This window comes from Butyrivibrio sp., from assembly GCF_015056685.1.
GTDB lineage: Bacteria > Bacillota > Clostridia > Lachnospirales > Lachnospiraceae > Butyrivibrio.
In genome coordinates this window covers 1-19298 of record NZ_SVFW01000002.1, presented here as the reverse complement: position 1 = coordinate 19298, position 19298 = coordinate 1, and the positions used below count along the sequence as shown (strand labels likewise).

The following is a 19298-nucleotide window of genomic DNA, read 5'->3' as shown; positions in this document are numbered from 1 at the left end:
TATATGAGCGAAAAAAAATTTGACGAACTTCAAAAACTATATGATAGCACAAAGATAGGATCTCTTGTACAAGAGATCTGTGAGTATTACTCTACTCAGGATGGTTATGAGGATAACTCATATCAGGACGAGATTGAGCCTACTGAGATTGTTGAATCTATCTATGTTCTGTTCTGCCTTCAGAGCAGGGAACAGATATTGGATGAAATGGCTTTGGTTCAAAAGAAATACCCAACCATTTATTCATCAATTAAATCTCTACATAATACTCTTTTGGTGAACATGGACTATCAGTCTTTAGAGGCAAGCTGCGCTGAAAAAATAGCAGCTTACGCCAAAGACACTTCCAGTAACGAAGTACTGTCTCATGCGGATATGTTCTCACGCTCAAGCAATAATCTCGCTGAAGCTGAGGACAAGTTTTACTCATGGCTTCACTCAAGGAGTAGATAAGTACTTCATAGAAGCGTAAAGCTGCATGTTTTCATACTCTACCAAAGCCCAATAGCCATCACCACTTACAGCAATTCTCTTCAGTGTTGTTCCTTTTTGAGCTATTGCTTTGATAGTGCTCGAATCTTCAGAGCTTGGCACAGACCTAAGGTTAAGATCTGCCGTCAGCGTAACTGTGTCATTTGTCAGTGTATATCCCTCAGGAATCGCGGTCACAACTGTCTCCTGAGTGTCCGGATCATTCAAATATCTATCAAATATTTTCACTTTGGCAAAAAAGACAAGCAAAGCAAGAATAAATACGCCGGTTATAACTGAGGCTACTCTTACGAGAAGCTCCGGTGTTATGCCTCTATGTGACTCTTCGTCTTCATCGTCGTCATCATAGTCATCTTCATCGTAATCTTCATCCTCATCCTCGTCTTCATCATAATCATCTTCTTCACGATCATCCTGGTAATCGCGCTCCCTGCGAGGCCTTGGGCTTGGACCCTGCTTTTCTTCCTTTTCCTCAGGTTCCTCTTCCGGCTTGGATGATTGATTTTTAGCCTGCTCACGAAGGAACTCTTCGCGCTCTTCTGCCGTAAAAAATGAATAAGGATCTTCTATTTCAATATTGTTGATCTCTGTAGTGGCAAATAAATCCTTGGGCTCTTCTGCCTTGATATCCTTGATATCTTTGTTATCCTTGCCACCCTCAACTTCTCTTTTTTTGTAATCAGAAAAATTAGTAATCTTATCTCCCAAAACGTTTCTCCCAAATAATCAGATCTTTTACCTGATCTTAAACCTTGGTCCCCTAACAGAAAGTGCTGACCCTTAGGCCAGCACCTTATCTATGATACCCTGAAGTTTTGTCTTATTTAATGCTCCAACTGCTGTCTCGATAACCTCTCCATCCTTAAAGAATGCAAACATTGGAATCGACATAACGTTATATTTCTGAGCAATGTCAGGTGACTGATCTACATTTATCTTTCCTACTTTAAGCTCCCCTTCGTACTCATCAGCAAATTCATCGATAAGTGGCGCCATCATTTTGCAAGGACCGCACCAGTCTGCAGAGAAATCAACAAGAACCGGTAATTTGCTTTTCAATACTTCTTCATCAAAGTTCTGGCTGTTTAAATTATAGTCCATTATTTAATCCCCTTTCTGCTTACAATATATTTGTAAATTGGATTACCTAGTGATGAGAACTTCTCCTCATACTCTGTCATCACGTTGCCCTCATTCATAACTGGGTCATGATGAAGATCGTATGTCACTGCATCTAAATTCCAGCCTGCAGGTTCCACCTCATCAAGTGCGAACTGAAAAAGATCCTTATTATCAGTCTTGAACTCTACAACGCCATCTGGTTTTAAGATTTGGTCGTATCTTCCAAGGAACTGCCTTGATGGAAGACGCCTTTTAGCGTGTCTGTCCTTAGGCCAAGGATCTGAGAAGTTAAGATAAATCTTATCTACCTCCGCTGGAGCAAATACTTCGGTTATATCTTCTGCATCCATTCGGATGAACTTAACATTTGGTAAAAGAAGCTGTTCCTGTTTCTGGATCGCTCTGAGAAGTACACTTGAATACTTTTCTATACCTACATAATTGATATTGGGATTCAGTGTAGCCAGGTCCATGAGGAATCTGCCCTTTCCCATTCCAATCTCAATATGAAGTTCATTGTCATTGCCAAAAATTTCTTTTTTCCAAAGACCTTTTAGTTTCTCCGGATCCTTAACAGTAAAATTGCTATCAGCGATCACCTCACGTGATCCTGCGATGTTTCTTAAGCGCATTCCTTACCCTACCTGTAATTCTTATAAGAGAATTTTACAACATTTGAGGAAAGTTGAAAAGTTAGCTATTTGAGATTTTAATATTTCTTCAAATATTGTATTATTTACATACTATGGATAATTCATTTAATAGGAAAAGAAACAATTTCATATATAAGAGTTTTCTTTGCGCGGTAGCTTTTTTGCTGACTTTTACATCTCTTTCTATAAGTGCTCACGCAGAAACAGTTGATTATGCCGCCCTTGCCCAGGAAAGAAAAGCACTTCCAATTCAGAGTAATGACATTGCAAACTGGCCTGAGGGACCTGAAGTTTCTGCTGAGTCTGCAATTGTTATGGAAGCCGAGACGGGTACGATTCTTTACGCAAAAAACATCCACGAAGAGCTTTATCCTGCAAGTACCACCAAGATAATGACGTGTCTTTTGGCTGCTGAGAATGCAAGTCTGAGCGATAATATTACCTTCTCAAACGATGCTGTGTTCAGCGTTCCAAACGATGGTTCAAGTATAGGAATGGATGTTGGTCAGTCCATCACTTTGGAGCAGGCGCTCTACGGAATAATGGTCGGTAGTGCCAATGAAGTTGCCAACGCTGTTGCAGAGCATGTAAGCGGCAGCATAGATGATTTTGTAAAGCTCATGAATGATACGGCAAAGAGCCTTGGCTGCACCAACACTCATTTTGCCAACACTAACGGCCTTCAGGACGATAACCACTACACCAGCGTTTATGACCTGGCCCTTATTTCAAAAGAGTTTTTCAACAATGAACTTTTATGTAAAGTTGGAAATACACCAAGATATCATTTCGAGCCTACAGCTACTCAGCCTGATGACTTTTATCTGAATAACAAGCACAAACTTATTACAGGTGAGATAGCCTACGATGGCATTGTAGGCGGTAAGACCGGATATACGGATCAGGCCCGCGAGACTCTTGTGACCTGCGCAGAAAAAAATGGAATGAAGCTTATCTGCGTTGTATTCATGGAGGAGTCCCCGACACAGTTTACAGATACGGTTACTCTTTTTGATTATGCGTTTAATAACTTCCATCTGGTTAATGTTGCAGATGAAGAAACCCGCTATATGCCGGATGACTCACTTTTCTTTGAATCTGACCACGATGTTTTTGGTAAATCAGGAACCATCCTAAAACTTGATGACAGCAGCGTTATTGTACTTCCCAAAACATCTCAGATTACTGAAGCCGACTACGAAGTTACCTACGACTTAAGCGATGAGGAAAAGGCTGAATATCCAACGGGAATTGCAAAGGTGGATTACACCTACCACGACGTAGCTATTGGAAATGCTATGATCTGCTACTCCGAAAGCGCTGCTGCAAAGAGTGATGAAACAAATACTCCAACCATAAAGCCTATTTATATAAATGTAAAAATACTCTTTATTATTGCTGCAGTCTTCGTCCTGATCATGACTATAATAGGAACCTCTTCCTCAAAAACTGTTCGCAACCGCAAGGGAATCAGTAAGAGTGACAGAATCCGCTACAATAGAAGAAAACGAGAATTTAACAAAAGTAATAAGAAAATCAAATTTTAATTAATAAGAAAAGCTGTGAAGAATGATTGTATCCTTCACAGCTTTTTATGTATTATATGAGTTTCTCTACGCAAGCAGCAACATTTTCCATTTTCTCTGTAGGCTCAAAACGAGCAACAACATTTCCATCTCTATCAATTACGAACTTTGTGAAGTTCCACTTGATATCAGGATTATTTTTGTAATCCTTGTCGATTTTCTTAAGCATTACACCCATAGCAAGAGCTGCAGGTCCTTTTCCAAATCCTTCGAAACCTTTCTGCTCCTTGAGAAACTTATAAAGTGGAAGCTGGTTCTCACCATTGACATCTGACTTTGTCATCTGTGGGAACTTTGTGTTGTAATGAAGCTGGCAGAACTCGTGAATCTCTTCATCTGTTCCTGGAGTCTGACCTGCAAACTGATTGCAAGGGATATCAAGAACTTCAAATCCCTGGTCATGGAACTTTTCATACATCTCTTCGATGTCTTTATAGTGAGGTGTGAAGCCACATCCTGTAGCTGTGTTAACTACAAGTACTACCTTGCCCTTAAACTGATCAAGCTTAACTTCGTTGCCCTGGTTGTCTGTTACTGAATAATCGTAGAATCCCATGTTCATACCTCCAATTTTTCGATTATATAAAATTTAATTGCGTTCATGTTTGATAAGATTATATTGCGCACAATCTAAAATGTCAATACCTATTGCAAATATTTTTTCTTCATTTTATAGTTTATAGGAAAGAGCTTAGTATTGGGGGTATTTTTAGATGATTTATAAAGAATTTAGAATTTCTGAAGAGGGTTCTTTGGATTATGCAAAACTCAATGTTTATATCCAGGAACCATCCGAATCATTAAGCATAAGCAAAAGGCCACTTATCCTTTTATGTCCCGGTGGCGCTTATTCATATACATCAGACAGAGAGGCTGAACCACTTGCTTTTGCATTTATGGCAAAAGGCTTAAACGTAGCTATACTCAGGTATTCATGTGCACCTGCAGTCTTTCCTACTTCTCTTTTAGAGCTTGGAAGATCAATCCTCACAATCAGAGAAAATGCTAAAGAATGGGAAGTAGATGAGAATGCGATCATAATCGAAGGCTGCTCAGCCGGTGGACATCTTGCCGCAAGCTATGCTTGTATGTGGAAAAGAGATTTCGTATCAAAAGCTCTTCTTGGTGATACTAAAGACCCTTCAAAAGAAAAGCTTCGTCCAAACGGACTTATGCTCTGCTATCCTGTAATTACTTCAGGCAAATTCGCTCACAGAGGTTCTATTGAGAATCTTCTTGGTGACCGATATGAATATATGAAGGAAGACATGTCACTTGAGAATCAGGTAAACAGTGATGTTCCAAAGACATTTATCTGGCACACCTTCACTGATGGCAGCGTTCCTGTTGAAAACTCTCTTTTATTTGCTACTGCACTTAAAGAGAAGAATATCAACACTGAACTTCACATTTTCCCTGAAGGTGGACATGGACTCTCACTGGCAAACAAGCTCACTCTCAGCAATGGAGGCAATGAAGACGTTCCTTCAGCAGCTCCATGGATCGACCTTGCCACAACATGGCTTGACAGATTCTTTTGAAAAAAACTGAAAGAGACTTTTTATGAGTAATTATATTGTTTTTGACCTTGAATGGAATCAAGGTGAAGCTCCGGCCGTCTCAAATGGTAAGACTTTAAATTTTGAGATTGTAGAGATCGGTGCCATAAAACTAAATGAAAAAAGACAGAAGATCGGTGAGTTCTCACGACTTATAAAGCCTCAGGTTCACACGCAGATGCACAAGATAACAGGAAAGCTCATCCATCTTTCTATGGAAGATCTTGAACAAGGCGCCCTTTTTCAGGATGCTGCGAGAGATTTCTTGGAATGGTGCGGTGAAGATCCAAAATTCTGTAGCTGGGGTCCACTTGATCTTAGGGAGTTCCAGTGCAATCTGGATTTCTTTGGACTTCCTCTTCTCTCTGACAGACCGCTCGCATTTTATGATGTTCAAAAGCTTTATAGTCTGTCTTTTGACGATGGTAAATCCCGTGTTTCCCTTTCTACCGCAGCAGAGGAAAAAGGCATAAATCTGGATTATCCATTCCACAGGGCTTTGGCTGATGCGGCTTATACTGCGGAGATTTTCAAGCTTCTTAGTGAAAGGATATTACAAAGAATTTCTTTTGACACCTATGTCACTCCAAAGACCAGGAAGCAGGAAATCAAGATTGTTTTCGACAACTACGAGAAATATATCTCCAGAGAGTTTGATACCAAGGAAGATATCCTTGAAAACATGGAGATCATGAGCACCAAGTGCTATATATGTCATAAAAATATCCGCAGAAAGATAAAGTGGTTCACACCAAACGGCAAACACTACTACGCTGTGGCAACCTGCGATAAACATGGCTATATGAAAGCTAAGGTGCGTATCAAAAAAGCTGAAAATGGGCGGCTCTTTGTCGTTAAAACCAGCAGATTTATTTCTCCGGATGAGCTCGAGGACATGAAAGCCAAACAGAAAAAGGCAAAAAAGAGACCAACACCATAATATAATGATTTAAAACAAAGGCTTTGAAAGTGATATATCTTTCAAAGCCTTTTCTATCATATGAACTTATTTACTGAAATAAATAGTCTGCCTTTTCTTGTGGTGTTCTGCATTCCTAAATATATGAATTTGCCATGTCCTCTGACAGAGACCCTTGAACCTTCTTTTAGGTCATATCCGCCGCTGTATGCGGTTCGGCCGTCTATAAATACTGATTCACTTTCTATCAGCTTTTGGGCCTCTGACCTTGAAAGGTGATAAACAAAAGCCAGTATCGCATCGATTCTCTCTGATGCTACACTTCCTGTTACTTCCTCGAATTTAGGTCTTATATTGCATTCATTTGATGTGACTATCTCACACTTTACAGATGTATGCTTTATCCTTATCAGTTCATTGCAGATCATCTGGGCAATATCCATTGTTGCAAATACGTATGCCACATCATCTCCGGTTAAGATATCGCCGAGCTGATCTCTTTCTATCCCAAGATTCATAAGTGATCCCAGGTAATCTCTATGGTTTAATTCATCAGCAAACTTCTTATTTACCGGCCGTATCCTTACGCAGCTGCAGACAGATGATTCCCTTTTTTCCATCATTAGAAATGTTTCTTCATCCATGTAATCAGGCAAAAAACATATCATTGCCCTTTCAGCTTCATCAAATCCGCCGTATATAACGTACTTAGCGCCACAGTATTCATGGACATTGGACGATACGCCCTCAGCTGAGAGTATCTGATGAAACATGGCAATTTCAGATACTGACAAAAAATCTGTGTGGGTGACGAAGTTGTTCATATATGCCCTTGTGGCAAGATCTCTTACGCGCCCTGCAAGAAAATCTTTTGTTTTTTCTTCCATATTACTATCCGTTCTTTAGTACTTTATTGTTGGTGAATAGTAGGTCTGCCCGAAAATATCAGTGAAGCAGTATGTTTCAAGAACATCGCCTTCGCCAACAGGGAGATTCATAATGACCATATCGGACATAGGCCCTGTCACAGTCATCTCTTCTCCGAGCAGATATGCACCGTTAAATGTCTTATCATATGAGTAAAAATCACAAACAAAGTCTATCTTATCACCTTCTACCAGTTCTGTGGCATTTTTAGCGATAGTTTCAGTTTCTCCGTTCTGATAATCGCTGCAAGCACCTGCTACATAGCCATCTTCATTTTCTGAATCAAATACGATGATAAGGTTTGTTCTCTCTCCATTGAGGTAACAGGGAACGCGGCCGGTGATCGCATAGTTATCTTCTGTTCCCTGAACATCAATAACATAATATGCCACGATCTGGTCATCAATGGAAAGCCATGTCTTATCTGACTGCGCAAGAAGGCATCCGTTGTCATCGATCTCTATAGCGTTGTCGCAGCCAAGCTCCACATATCCCTCTCCATCATCATAGAAGGTTTTATATGTAACATCTTTTACCTGTTGCCACTGATCTTTTGAGAGCTTGATCGCGTCTTCGCCAGTTGAAGCTTTGGTCCATACAAGCTTCGATGCATCAAATTGATTAGATGCGATGTAGTTCGCTGCCTGCTCAACATCAAGGCCTTTTCCAAGGAAAGATGTATTGCCGGAAGTAAGTCCATCTATGCTGCTGAAATCACTTGATAAAAATGTTGTAAGAAGCTGCGTTATCATCTCAGCTGATGCACTTCCGCTTCCCTGTGATGACAGTTCGCCAAAAAGTGACGGAACAGGACTTGATGTACCGCCGGATGCGACCTGACCTGCTACTTCCATTGATGCGAAGTTCTGAATACATTTTGCATAATCATCATCCATTCCTATCGCGTCATAAGTACTAACCATGGAGTCGACTTTAGATGTCTTTTTATAAGGGAAGTAGATTGACAAGCCATAAGCATTTGTCATATTTGTGCTTGTTCTGTTGTACTTGATGGCACTCTTTAAAGTCTCCGCAAGTTCTTTTGACTCATCTGTTCCCATTCGGATTGCAAAGTCCACAAGGTCTATCTGATCTATCTTGGATGATGCTGCAAATTCTCTTGAACTGCTGCGGGCTGTGGAAACTTCTCTGTATTCATTGCCCTTTATCTTCTCTGTTGTGTCTTTTGAAAAATCAGCAAGCTCTTTTGGCACTGTCTGTGAGAGCTCAGCAAGATCTATGATAGAAAGAGTTGTCTTCTGACCGGGACAGTTCTGGGCACAGGCATTTGTAAAATCATCGATTATGTTCTTTCCTATGCTAAGGGTGTCCATTGATGTGTTCTGTGACAGCTTCGTGAGCCAGTTTGTGTAATACCAGCCAATGCCAGGCTCTGTCTCTTCAGATGCAACGAGGTAATCAGCATAGTTAGAGACCACAAGGGCATTCTCAACAGTCGCCATGAGGCATGTATCAAATCCCACAAAATCAAAAGTTACTCCGCCATCTTTAAGGGCTGTATTTATCCCTGAAAGAGACATGGAACCTGCTGAAGCAAACTTCTCATCATAGCCGTATCCACCTGTTGATCCGCCGCCATGATTCCAGAAAATGAGATCATATCTGTTTGCAGGGAAATTGCCGGCTGCCCACTTAATAAAGCTTGAGAGTGTTGACGGCTTTGTCATAGGAAGGTTTCCTATATTATCCTGCAAAAGAGACAGCTTCCCATTTTTTACCTGATAGATCTGATTGGTTGAGCTTGAGATCACATTGTTCTGCCACTGCCTTGCTCCACCGGTATAGATGATGAGATTTATATTTTCTCCAAGGCTCGCTGCCATCATCTCCTGGATGTCCTTTGTTGCCATAGCGCTTCTGGATTCAAGATCTGCTCCGCACATGTAAACCATGATAGTAATGACGTCTTCGCCATCTCCAAGGATTGTTGTGCGTTTAGGGCGTGCATTTTCATCCACTGCTGTGTTTAATTTTCCTGTATTTGCAGGCTCGCTCCAGGCTGCTGAAGATGAGCTTCCACCTGAATATGCACTGTATCCTCCAAAGAGCTGACTAAGGGTAGACAAAGCTGATCCTGTTGAACTTGTTGAAGATACGCCGCTTCCTGTTGTAGTCTGGCTTGTTGTATTGCTAAACTCAGGCTGTGCAGTTTCCTCCGTTGTATAGCCGTCACCACCTCCAAGGAATGAAGTCAGCCCACCTCCTCCTCCAAGCACAAGGATCAAAATGACAATTATCATAAACAGCGGGCTTCTGCCACCTGATCTCTGAGGCGTACCGACTCCCGGAGTCTTATTTGAAGATGAGTATCCATCAGGATTTCCAACCGGTCCTGTTCCTAAAGCTTCGCCTCTTCTATGAACGCCAGAACCGCCCGTTCCTACATTTTTCTTTCTTCCAATTGGTTTATCTGCCATATTTCCCTCCCAGATGTTACATACCATTTTCTTTTTCAATTAAGTATAGTATACACTTTTTCAATTATTTTTTTACAGAGTTTCCTTTTTAGGTTCGTTTTAGGTAAGGGTTTTATTCTAGATTCTGACTTACTATATACAAAACTAAGGAGGAAAAAGAGTTGATCATTGTCGATCATTTGACTAAAAGCTACGGTTCTACCCTGGCTGTAGACGATTTGTCTTTTACCATTGAAGACGGACATATCTACGGATTTCTCGGCCCTAACGGCGCCGGTAAATCAACTACCCTGAATATTCTTACAGGTTGCCTTGCTGCAACAGAAGGAACCGTCAAGATTGGGGACTATGACATATTTGAAGACAGCAAAGAAGCCAAAAAACTGATTGGATATCTGCCTGAGATTCCACCCCTCTATGTTGATCAGACACCAAGAGAATATCTGGATTTCGTTGCAGAGGCCAAGAGAGTTTCCAAAAAAGACAGACCCGCAGAGATTGAGCGTGTTGCAAAGGAAACCAATATCGATCATGTCCTGGATAAGCCCATCAAATTCCTTTCAAAGGGCTACCGCCAGAGAGTTGGTATTTCTCAGGCACTTTTGGGCAATCCACAGATAATCATTCTTGATGAGCCAACTGTTGGTCTTGATCCCATGCAGATCCTGGAAATCAGGGAACTTATCCACAATTTGGGACAAAAACACACAGTTATCCTCAGTTCTCACATTCTTTCTGAGGTTCAGGCCATCTGCGACAAGGTTCTTATCATCTATAAAGGAAAGCTTGTGGCCTTCGACACCCCTGATAATCTGGGAAAAGACTCATCATCAGGCAGTGTTATAGAAATTGGTGCGGACGTTTCCACTGATGAGGCAAAAGAAATTCTTAAGGACATCCAGAATATAACCAGGTTTGAAGTCTGTGAAAGCGATGATGATCACACGCTAAAGCTCCATGTGGAAAACTGCGACGTTACAGATATAAGCAAGGCTATATTCCGCGCCTTTGCAGCTAAGGATATTCCTTTGTTTAAGCTGAACCCTGTAAAGACAAACCTTGAAGATATCTTTATGGAGCTCACTTCAGAATCAGATGAAAACAACATTATAACTTTGGAGGAAAAAGAAATTGATAGCAGTATTACGGCATGAGCTTTCGCTATTCTACCACAGCATGACAGGTTATATCTTTGGTGCTTTTCTGCTCCTTTTCACAGGAATCGGAGCTCTTTTATACAACATCAATGCATCCGTTGCGAATTTCGAATATGTACTGGATTTTATCTCGATCATATTTATCGTTTTAGTCCCAATTCTCACCATGAGAATTATTTCTGAGGAAAAGAAACAGAAAACAGATCAGCTTCTGTACTCTCTCCCTATAACTTCTACTGACATTATTGTCGGAAAGTTTTTATCTCTGTTTGTAGTTTTCCTCATTCCAATAATAATTATTTGTATTTATCCACTTATCTTTGCGCAGTTTGGGGATGTGTATCTGCCTACTTCATACGGCTCAATGATCGCATTTATATTTATGGGCATGGCACTTATAAGCATGGGAATGTATATTTCAGCGCTCACCGATTCACAGGGAATTGCCGCAGGAATATGCGTTGCTTTCATGCTCTTTAATTATTTTTGCGCAAGCCTCTCTGACTATGTTTCAGCAACAGCAGTTGGCGCTCTTATATCTCTCATTGTTATCGCAGCCCTTCTTGCTCTTGTTATCAGATACATGACCAGATCAAACATCATGGCACTGCTGCTCTTCGTAGTTTGCGGCGTAGCTTCAGTCGTTGTTTACTTTGTTAATTCAGAGCTTTTAAACAACCTCCTTCCAAATATTATGAAAAAGATATCCCTCTTTGAGAGATTTTCTGTTTTCGTAAACGGAATCTTCGACCTTACAGGAATTGTTTATTACATCAGTGTAATCGTATTTTTCCTGTTTTTATGTGTTCAGGCCCTTGAAAAGAGGAGGTACAACGGATGATCAGCATAAAGAATTCTCTTAATAATGCGCTAAATAAAAACAAGCAGGCTCTCACCAGTAAGACTGCAAAGATTGGAAGCTACAACTTCCTCATCACAGTTATTGTCCTTCTGATACTTATTGGTGTAAACGTGCTTTTTAGCGCTCTTCCATCAACTATCACTCAGTTTGACATATCTGCAGCGCAGCTTTACTCCCTGACTTCCTCAACCAAGGTAGTTGTAAACAATCTGGAAAAAGATGTGACTATCTACTGGATCGTTCAGTCAGGCCAGGAGGATTCAGTAATTGAAAAGCTTCTTGATGTATACGACGATATGTCAGAACACATCACTGTCGTAAAAAAGAACCCTGATGTGTATCCTACTTTTGCACAGCAGTACACTGAGGACTATGTTTCCAACAACTCACTGGTGGTTGAATGCGGCGATAAATACAGGTTCATCAGCTACAATGACATCTATGAAGTCGATTCCTCAAGTTATTACATGACAGGCTCTGCCTCTTCAAGTTTTGATGGTGAAAGTGAAATAACTACAGCTATCGATTATGTGGTTTCCGAAGATCTCCCTAAGGTTTATGTCCTTACAGGACACGGAGAAAGTGAGCTGTCTTCAACTTTCACTGACAGCCTTGAAAAAGCAAATATTGAAACTGAGGAGTTTTCTCTTTTAAATGTTGATGAAATACCTGAGGATGCGGATATGATCCTCATAAATTCACCAACTAGTGATCTTTCTTCTGAAGAAGTAACAATGCTTGAAGACTATATAGAAAACGAAGGGCATCTTCTTGTTCTATCCGGTCCTCTTCAGGATGATACCGATCTTTCTAACCTTCGTGGCATTATCGAAAGCCTTGGCGTATCTATAAATGATGGTGTTGTAGTAGAAGGAAACAGGGATTACTATGCTTTCTCCCAGCCGTATATTCTTTTACCTGAAATAGAGTCCTCTGACATTACAGATGCGCTTATCAATGAAAAGAGCAATGTTATTGTACCTATCGCTTCAGGCCTGACAGTAGACAGTTCATCAAGTTCTTACACTGTCACTTCTCTTTTGACTACATCTGCTGATTCATTCTCAAAGATTGCAGGCTATTCACTTGAGACCTATGAAAAAGAGGATGGCGATATCGACGGACCATTTTCACTGGCTGTATCTGTAGCAAGTGAGTTAACTGATGGAAAGCTTGTCTGGGTTGCATCTGATGTAATGCTGGATGATGGATATAACTCCTACTCTTCAGGCGCCAATGTGGACTTTATCATGAACTCAATTTCATGGATGATCGGCGAAGAGGAGACAATCTCAATCAGATCAAAGTCTCTTGACTACAACTATCTGACCATCAGCGAGACCGCAGCAAAGCGTATTAAGATCATAATGATCTTCATCCTTCCTATTGGCTATCTGGTTTACGGAATAGATGAGGTATTCAGAAGAAGGAAGGAGGGAAAAGCAGTTGAAGCGTAAAAAGACTCTTATTATATTATGTGCACTGCTGGTGCTTATTATCGGCGGAATAGTCATTGTAAATGCCGTCGAAAAGCATGTTGAAAGTATTTCAACTATAGATGAAGTTGTTTATGCCGCAGACGCTGAAAGTCTGACAGAGATAAAATGGACTTTTGAAGATAAGACACTGGACTTCGTAAAAACTGATGATGTCTGGACTTATTCAGGTGATGATTCTTTTCCTGTAGATCAGGAAGAGATTTCTTACCTGATAGAAAATTTTGCAGAAGTGCATGCGAGTTTCATTATTGAGGATGTTGAAGATTACAGCCAGTACGGTCTTGATGATCCTGAGGCAGAGATCACATTTGTGACTTCGGATGGAGAAACTACTCTCTCCTGCGGAACTTTTTCAACTATGGACTCCAAAAGATATATCTCCATAAACGGCGGAACTGTATATCTTATCGACGATGACATTGAAGAGTATCTTTCTTCTGAAAAGGATGACTATCTTGATAACGATGAGATTCCTTATTACCAGCAGATCGAGTCCGTTGAACTTACAGGAGATAGTAACCTTTCGCTGATATATGAGGAAGATGCTACATATGACTATACTACAAGCTATAACTATTATTTAAAGGATGGCGATACTTACCTTCCTCTTTCTGACTCTTTTGTCACAAGCTTTTTGGGATATTTCACTCATATAACATTTTCTGATTACGTCACATACTGTGTCACTGACGAAGAGCTCTCTAACTGGGGATTTGATGCACCTTCTCTGACCATACATGTAAAGGGATATGGCTACGACACTGACTTTACAGACGACAATGACCTTGGTGAAGAGGAAGATCACTATCTGTACTTTAAGAAGATTGATGATGAGACTATTTATCTAAGAGTTGATGAATCACAGATCATTTACTCATATACTGCTGAGGATTACGAAACTCTGACAGGCTATGATTATGAATCACTTCGCCCGACAGCAGTTGTTGATATCTCTGCATCACAGGTTCAGACCATCACAGCAAGTATAGATTCTGATCAGTACATTATTGATGCTGAAACAATCGATGACATCGTTACCTATACAGTTAATGGTTATGAAATCGAGGGAAGTACAATCGTAAGCGACATCACCTCTCTCAGCGTAAAAGAATTTGATTCTACTAAGGCTCTAGGCACTGAAGAGTTCTCTGTCACTATTGTTCTTAACGATGAAGCTAATACTTCTCTGGCAATTTCTCTTTATAGAGTTGACGGCGACAGCTGCCTTGTAACTCTTAACGGAGAGACTCTTGGTCTCGTTGACAGAAGCCAAATGTCCACCCTAAAAGAGGATTTCATCACCACAATGCTTAATTTAGGAAAAGAAAGTACTGACGAAGCCAATCAGGAAATTTCAGATTAAAATGTAAGAAAAAAGAACTCCTTACCATACATTGGAAGGAGTTCTTTAATTTATAACTTATTTAGATTATTTTTCAAATTCTGATGCAACTTTTTTAAGAAGATTTCTGATCTCTAAATGCTGTGGACATACATTTTCGCAGCCGCCACATTCTATACAATCGCTTGCCTTACCTGCACCATCTGTTGTTAAAAGATCATAGTACATTTTCTGGTTCCAATCATTGAAAACATTTTTTGTATTAAGACAAGCAAATAATTCAGGGATCTTAATGTTCATCGGACAATGATTTTCCTCTACGCAATAATGACATGCTGTACAAGGAATCATATCAAGTCCTTTGTAGATAGCTGTTACTTTGGCAACTGCTCCCATCTCTTCCTCTGAAAGAGGTTTGAAATCCTTCATGAAAGATACGTTGTCTTTCATCTGCGCCATATCGCTCATACCTGAAAGTACAACTCGGATTCCCTCCTGGCTTGCAGCAAATCTGATAGCATAGCTTGCATTTGAAAGCTTAGCTGGCATTTCATCAAAAACTTTCTGTGCCTCGTCAGGAAGCTTTATAAGGCTTCCGCCCTTTACAGGCTCCATAACGATACCAGGCTTGCCGTGCTTTCTGCACACTTCAAGGCACTTACGGCTCTGAACAGAAGCATCATCATAATCAACATAGTTTAACTGAATCTGAACGATCTCAACGTCAGGATATGTAGTAAGTATTTTATCAAGAACCTCAGGCTTATCATGGAATGAAAGACCTACATGCTTGATCTTTCCTTCTTTTTTAAGATCAAATGCTGTCTCATAAGCTCTGCATTTTTTGAAGTGCTCAAAATTTGTAGCATTCTGAGCATGCATAAGATAGAAGTCAAAATACTCAACGCCACATGCATCAAGCTGACTCTGGAAAAATGGTCTTATATCTTCTTCCTTATGAAAATATGGTTCTGTGAGTTTATCTGTTAAAAGATATTTATCTCTTGGATATCTGCTAGTAAGAGCCTCCTTTATTGCCAGCTCTGACTTTCCATCAATATATCCATGTGCTGTATCAAAATAGTTGAATCCATTATCGATAAAATAATCAGTCATTTCTTTGAACTGCTCAATATCAACTTCTGAGCCGTTCATAGGAAGTCTCATGCATCCAAAACCAAAAAAGGTCTTTATCTGTGGAAAAGAATTGTCCATCGCTTGCCCTCCGAACATTATAAAAAAATATGAAATTATTAGCCTACCCTATTAAATTTTATCATAGACAAATATTCAATTAGTATCCTTTTTTGTCATATTAAAGAGATTATTTATTAAGATGTAATAATCTCTTTAGAATTGCGCTCCTTTACCATGCTAAAATTAATCTGAACTACTATTGTAGGTAATTCTCCAGATAAAAATAAGAAGACTATGGAACATATTAGTGAATCTGATTTACTAAATAACTTGATGACTCTGATTCCTGCCGGTATCTTCTGGAAGGACACAGACAGACGATTTCTTGGCGCCAACCAGATGTTTTTGGATTATTATAATCTAAAATCAGTCGATGAAATAATCGGTAAAACTGATGAAGACATGGGTTGGCATATTGATCCTGTGCCATTTAGAAATGTTGAGCTCAGGGTTATAGGTAACGGAGAATCTGTACTTAACGTCCCCGGACAATGCATAGTTCAGGGAAGAGTTCGCAATATAAAAGCTTCCAAGTGCCCTCTTTTTTCTGACGGAAAGATTGTAGGGCTTATTGGTTATTTTTTGGATGTTACCGACGCTGTTCAGGAACAGACAAGGCTCTCTGCTCTCTCGCAGACAGATGAGCTCACAGGTGTTTTGAACCGCAGAGCTTACACTGAAATTGCGCTCCAGTATGAAGAACAGTACAAACAGAATCATACTGATTTTGTTTTATACATGATAGATCTGGATGATTTTAAAACTGTAAATGACGACTACGGTCATGAATATGGCAATCTTGTTTTGCAGTCGATCTGTAAAAGCCTTACTGTTGCTGCATCTGATAACTGTGTGCTATTTAGATACGGGGGCGATGAATTTGTTATACTTCATCAGCTTCAGTCAGAAGATGAGATAGAATTACTTCAAAAGCGCTTCATCAGAGCAGTTGATAGCCCTAGAAATCTGGATGGCGCCAAATTTTCAGTAAAGGCTTCCATTGGACATGCACTTTACTCCGAAACCACCTCTCTTCTATCTCTTATAGAACTTGCAGACAAAAGAATGTACGAAATGAAAAAACAACATAAAGCATCAAGATAAGACCTCCCGCGCCGTGCGAGAGGTCTTTTGATATTACGTTAGTCACACACTTGAATAACAAATATCTTTATGTTAATATTATTTGTGCATGTTTCCGTAGCTCAGCAGGATAGAGCGTCCGCCTCCTAAGCGGAAGGTCGTGCGTTCGAATCGCATCGGGAACATTCGTGAAGGCTACAAGCCATGCAAAAAAAGATACATAAAAGCTCAATGGGAGTTTACTCACTAAAGAGCTTTTATGTATCTTTTTTTATAGGGCGCCAGCCCGCGACGAAGGAAGCTTTGCTTCCGAGTTCATGCATGGCTTATAGCCCACGGTATCTTGCACTAAAAAGCAATACGCTGCGGACGTTGTAAATAATTTTTATTGACATTCTAGATTGATTTTTCTATAATGCATTTCTGTGGTTCTAAACAATTCTAATGTTTCTTCTTGAACAAATCGTTTAATTATCCACTTGCTTTATTATTTTTATATTTTTTGGAGGAATAATGAATATTGAGGAAAAAATTATATTTAAGGGCCTAGATTATTCTGTATCTGGGAAAAAAGCATTTATAAGGAAAATTTTATCTATTCCGGAAACCAGAGACATTTTCCTAAGTCACATTGTGAAGTCAGAGGCGATTGAAAAACTTGAATTGCGTAATAAGTTTATCTCTTTTGATTCCAAATTCCGAAGCGTTTCTCTTAATGAGGAAGATCTTGTAAAGCTATTTGATTTAACAACTTCGTATAACATAGAAAGTTTTCTTAATGATAGTAGACTTTCAGACACCAAAAGGACTTTTTATTCCATGTATCTCGCTCCGTTGCAGAATTCTGACTATTCTAAATCATTTAAGGTTGATTACTTTTTGATTTATGGAATTGTAAACCAGGAAAGATGCCATATAAGGCTTAAAGAAATATGGCTTGAACATCCAGAGTACTATTTGTTTTACTTAAAAAAAATGAAAGTAAATACTGCATTTGAAAGCACCTTAAGAGCTCACCTTATCCCATATTCTCGTATGCTTAATGCAATGCTTGAAATAATGCGTATTGAAAAGTCAGAGGATATTTACAAATCATTTATTGAGCTTGTTGATATTGGCTTCCCAAATATAAAAAAGATTCTTAAAAAATCTGATAACATAAATTCTGATGTTCTACGTAATATTGTCAATAAAGATTTAGACAATGACTCTATACCATTCCTAAACAATATGTGCACCGTTGCAATATCGTTAATTCTTGCTGATCATACTGGATTACCTCTTATCTTTGATTATGACATGATAATTATGCTAGATTCAATGATTGGACATAATGATGAGTTTTGCTGGGTAGATCAATCTAATACTCAAGAAACTCATTCAACTAACAATGTGAATATTCAATATTACAAAGATTTCCTGGAAAAATTCAAGAAAGAATATGGAACACTATCATCAACTACACAAATATATATGCCAACGACAACGTCAGATGTTACACCTGCTCCACAAAGTGATATGGTTAGACAGTTGATGATTAGGTATGGTATAAGCCCAAGAAAGCTGGCTCATTACAACCTTAATGACACCGAAATCAATGAATTATTAGGACTGATGCCAACTTGGAATAAACGAAATTATTGGTATGCTTTACATATTTCATCACTGTGTAAGTATATCGCAGAGCTAGAAAGACATATTAACGATCTTTTTGAGAGTATATCTCCTCTTGAACAGTATTCTTATGAAAAAGAAAAAGAATCACTATCTTTAGAGAAAAAACATCTGAGCAAAGAAAAAATTTTCCTCCAAAACACTCTTCATGATTTTGAAGAACAGGTCACTTCATTAACTCAAGAAATTACCCGACTTCGAGCAGAAAAAGAAACAATTATAAAGAAACATGAAAATGAATCAAAGGATTTAATAGCATTAAGAAATTATGTATATCTGATTAGCAAAGGAGATTCAAATAAATCTTATATAAAAAAATCAGATATAGATTATGTCAGCAGACTAGGCAGAAAAGTATTAGTGATAGGAGGTCACGATAATTGGCAAAGTAAATTGAAAATAGAATTTCCGGATTGGACATACTTAAACTCGGAAAACAAGACATTTTCTGCTGCTTCAGTAAAAGATAAAGACTATATCATATGTAACACAGAAGTTCTTTCACATGCAGCCTATTACAAACTTATGTCTATAAAAGAAAAAGACCAAAAACTACTGTATGTAAGAAGTAATAATATAGATTTGGTTATGGAAGAACTAGCACTTCAGCTTAATGCTTCATAATTATAAAATAAGGACTTTGTTTATGATATACTTTAGATGATAGGAGTTATATGTCAGAAATACTTGGTACGGTTATGGGTAAAGCTCATTTAACTTAGTCAGAATGGATGGTGAAAAGATGCATTTTACTGACGCAAAGAGTATTCTGTCCGGAAAAAATGGAT

General features: G+C 39.2%; 17 protein-coding genes and 1 tRNA gene. 11 read left to right on the top strand and 7 right to left on the bottom strand.

Annotated elements, in window-relative coordinates; translation table 11 throughout:
- Positions 1 to 3 precede the first annotated feature (3 nt).
- Positions 4 to 453 (top strand): hypothetical protein, encoded by a 450-nt coding sequence (locus E7303_RS00955; protein ID WP_292143426.1) that lies wholly within the window; start codon positions 4 to 6, stop codon positions 451 to 453.
- Here the strand turns inward: E7303_RS00955 and E7303_RS00950 are convergent.
- The 3 genes from E7303_RS00950 to trmB form a co-directional block, all read right to left on the bottom strand.
- Positions 439 to 1200 carry a hypothetical protein gene (locus E7303_RS00950; protein ID WP_292143425.1) on the bottom strand — a complete coding sequence of 254 codons (762 nt, stop codon included), beginning with the start codon at positions 1198 to 1200 and terminating at the stop codon, positions 439 to 441. The two genes, E7303_RS00955 and E7303_RS00950, sit on opposite strands and share 15 nt — an antisense overlap.
- 72 nt (positions 1201 to 1272) lie before the next feature.
- Positions 1273 to 1593: a thioredoxin gene (gene trxA / locus E7303_RS00945; RefSeq protein ID WP_022772230.1), complete on the bottom strand. Its 321-nt coding sequence runs from the start codon at positions 1591 to 1593 to the stop codon at positions 1273 to 1275.
- A complete protein-coding gene (gene trmB / locus E7303_RS00940; protein ID WP_292143424.1) occupies positions 1593 to 2246 on the bottom strand; it encodes a tRNA (guanosine(46)-N7)-methyltransferase TrmB in 654 nt (217 codons plus the stop codon). Before trmB ends, trxA begins: the two co-directional genes overlap by 1 nt.
- Before the next feature lie 182 nt (positions 2247 to 2428).
- On the opposite strand from trmB, the gene E7303_RS00935 reads away from it, so the two are divergent.
- A complete protein-coding gene (locus E7303_RS00935; RefSeq protein ID WP_292143423.1) occupies positions 2429 to 3814 on the top strand; it encodes a D-alanyl-D-alanine carboxypeptidase family protein in 1386 nt (461 codons plus the stop codon).
- 52 nt (positions 3815 to 3866) lie between these two features.
- Here the strand turns inward: E7303_RS00935 and E7303_RS00930 are convergent, their stop codons facing one another.
- On the bottom strand, positions 3867 to 4409 hold the full coding sequence (locus tag E7303_RS00930) for a glutathione peroxidase (RefSeq protein ID WP_292143422.1): 543 nt from the start codon (positions 4407 to 4409) through the stop codon (positions 3867 to 3869).
- Positions 4410 to 4566: 157 nt separating this feature from the next.
- Between E7303_RS00930 and E7303_RS00925 the strand changes: the two genes are divergently transcribed.
- The gene (locus tag E7303_RS00925; protein WP_292143421.1) at positions 4567 to 5394 is read left to right on the top strand and encodes an alpha/beta hydrolase; all 828 of its coding nucleotides are present in this window, start codon (positions 4567 to 4569) and stop codon (positions 5392 to 5394) included.
- 22 nt (positions 5395 to 5416) lie between these two features.
- Complete coding sequence (locus E7303_RS00920; RefSeq protein WP_292143420.1) at positions 5417 to 6352, top strand: 3'-5' exonuclease; 936 nt, start codon at positions 5417 to 5419, stop codon at positions 6350 to 6352.
- Positions 6353 to 6408: 56 nt separating this feature from the next.
- Here E7303_RS00920 and E7303_RS00915 read toward each other — a convergent pair whose 3' ends face one another.
- Entirely contained in the window at positions 6409 to 7218 is an 810-nt protein-coding gene (locus E7303_RS00915) for a YlmH/Sll1252 family protein (protein ID WP_292143419.1), read from the bottom strand.
- A gap of 15 nt (positions 7219 to 7233) precedes the next feature.
- Complete coding sequence (locus tag E7303_RS00910) at positions 7234 to 9696, bottom strand: clostripain-related cysteine peptidase (protein WP_292143418.1); 2463 nt, start codon at positions 9694 to 9696, stop codon at positions 7234 to 7236.
- Between the two features lie 161 nt (positions 9697 to 9857).
- Here E7303_RS00910 and E7303_RS00905 point away from each other — a divergent pair, with 161 nt between their 5' ends.
- The 4 genes from E7303_RS00905 to E7303_RS00890 are packed head-to-tail and all read left to right on the top strand — an operon-like array spanning position 9858 to position 14577.
- Positions 9858 to 10850 (top strand): ABC transporter ATP-binding protein, encoded by a 993-nt coding sequence (locus E7303_RS00905; protein WP_292143417.1) that lies wholly within the window; start codon positions 9858 to 9860, stop codon positions 10848 to 10850.
- Entirely contained in the window at positions 10828 to 11694 is an 867-nt protein-coding gene (locus E7303_RS00900; protein ID WP_292143416.1) for an ABC transporter permease, read from the top strand. The genes E7303_RS00905 and E7303_RS00900 overlap by 23 nt, the downstream gene beginning before the upstream one ends.
- Complete coding sequence (locus E7303_RS00895) at positions 11691 to 13172, top strand: GldG family protein (protein WP_292143415.1); 1482 nt, start codon at positions 11691 to 11693, stop codon at positions 13170 to 13172. Before E7303_RS00900 ends, E7303_RS00895 begins: the two co-directional genes overlap by 4 nt.
- Positions 13162 to 14577 (top strand): DUF4340 domain-containing protein, encoded by a 1416-nt coding sequence (locus E7303_RS00890; protein ID WP_292143414.1) that lies wholly within the window; start codon positions 13162 to 13164, stop codon positions 14575 to 14577. Before E7303_RS00895 ends, E7303_RS00890 begins: the two co-directional genes overlap by 11 nt.
- Before the next feature lie 66 nt (positions 14578 to 14643).
- Here the strand turns inward: E7303_RS00890 and E7303_RS00885 are convergent, their stop codons facing one another.
- Positions 14644 to 15771, bottom strand: coding sequence for an aldo/keto reductase (locus E7303_RS00885; RefSeq protein WP_292143413.1), 1128 nt, complete (start codon positions 15769 to 15771; stop codon positions 14644 to 14646).
- 216 nt (positions 15772 to 15987) lie between these two features.
- Here E7303_RS00885 and E7303_RS00880 point away from each other — a divergent pair, with 216 nt between their 5' ends.
- The 3 genes from E7303_RS00880 (at position 15988) to E7303_RS00870 (ending at position 19134) form a co-directional block, all read left to right on the top strand.
- Complete coding sequence (locus E7303_RS00880) at positions 15988 to 16857, top strand: sensor domain-containing diguanylate cyclase (protein WP_292143412.1); 870 nt, start codon at positions 15988 to 15990, stop codon at positions 16855 to 16857.
- A gap of 90 nt (positions 16858 to 16947) precedes the next feature.
- Positions 16948 to 17021: transfer RNA gene (locus E7303_RS00875), tRNA-Arg, on the top strand.
- A 328-nt stretch (positions 17022 to 17349) separates the two neighbouring features.
- A complete protein-coding gene (locus E7303_RS00870; protein WP_292143411.1) occupies positions 17350 to 19134 on the top strand; it encodes a hypothetical protein in 1785 nt (594 codons plus the stop codon).
- Positions 19135 to 19298 lie beyond the last annotated feature (164 nt).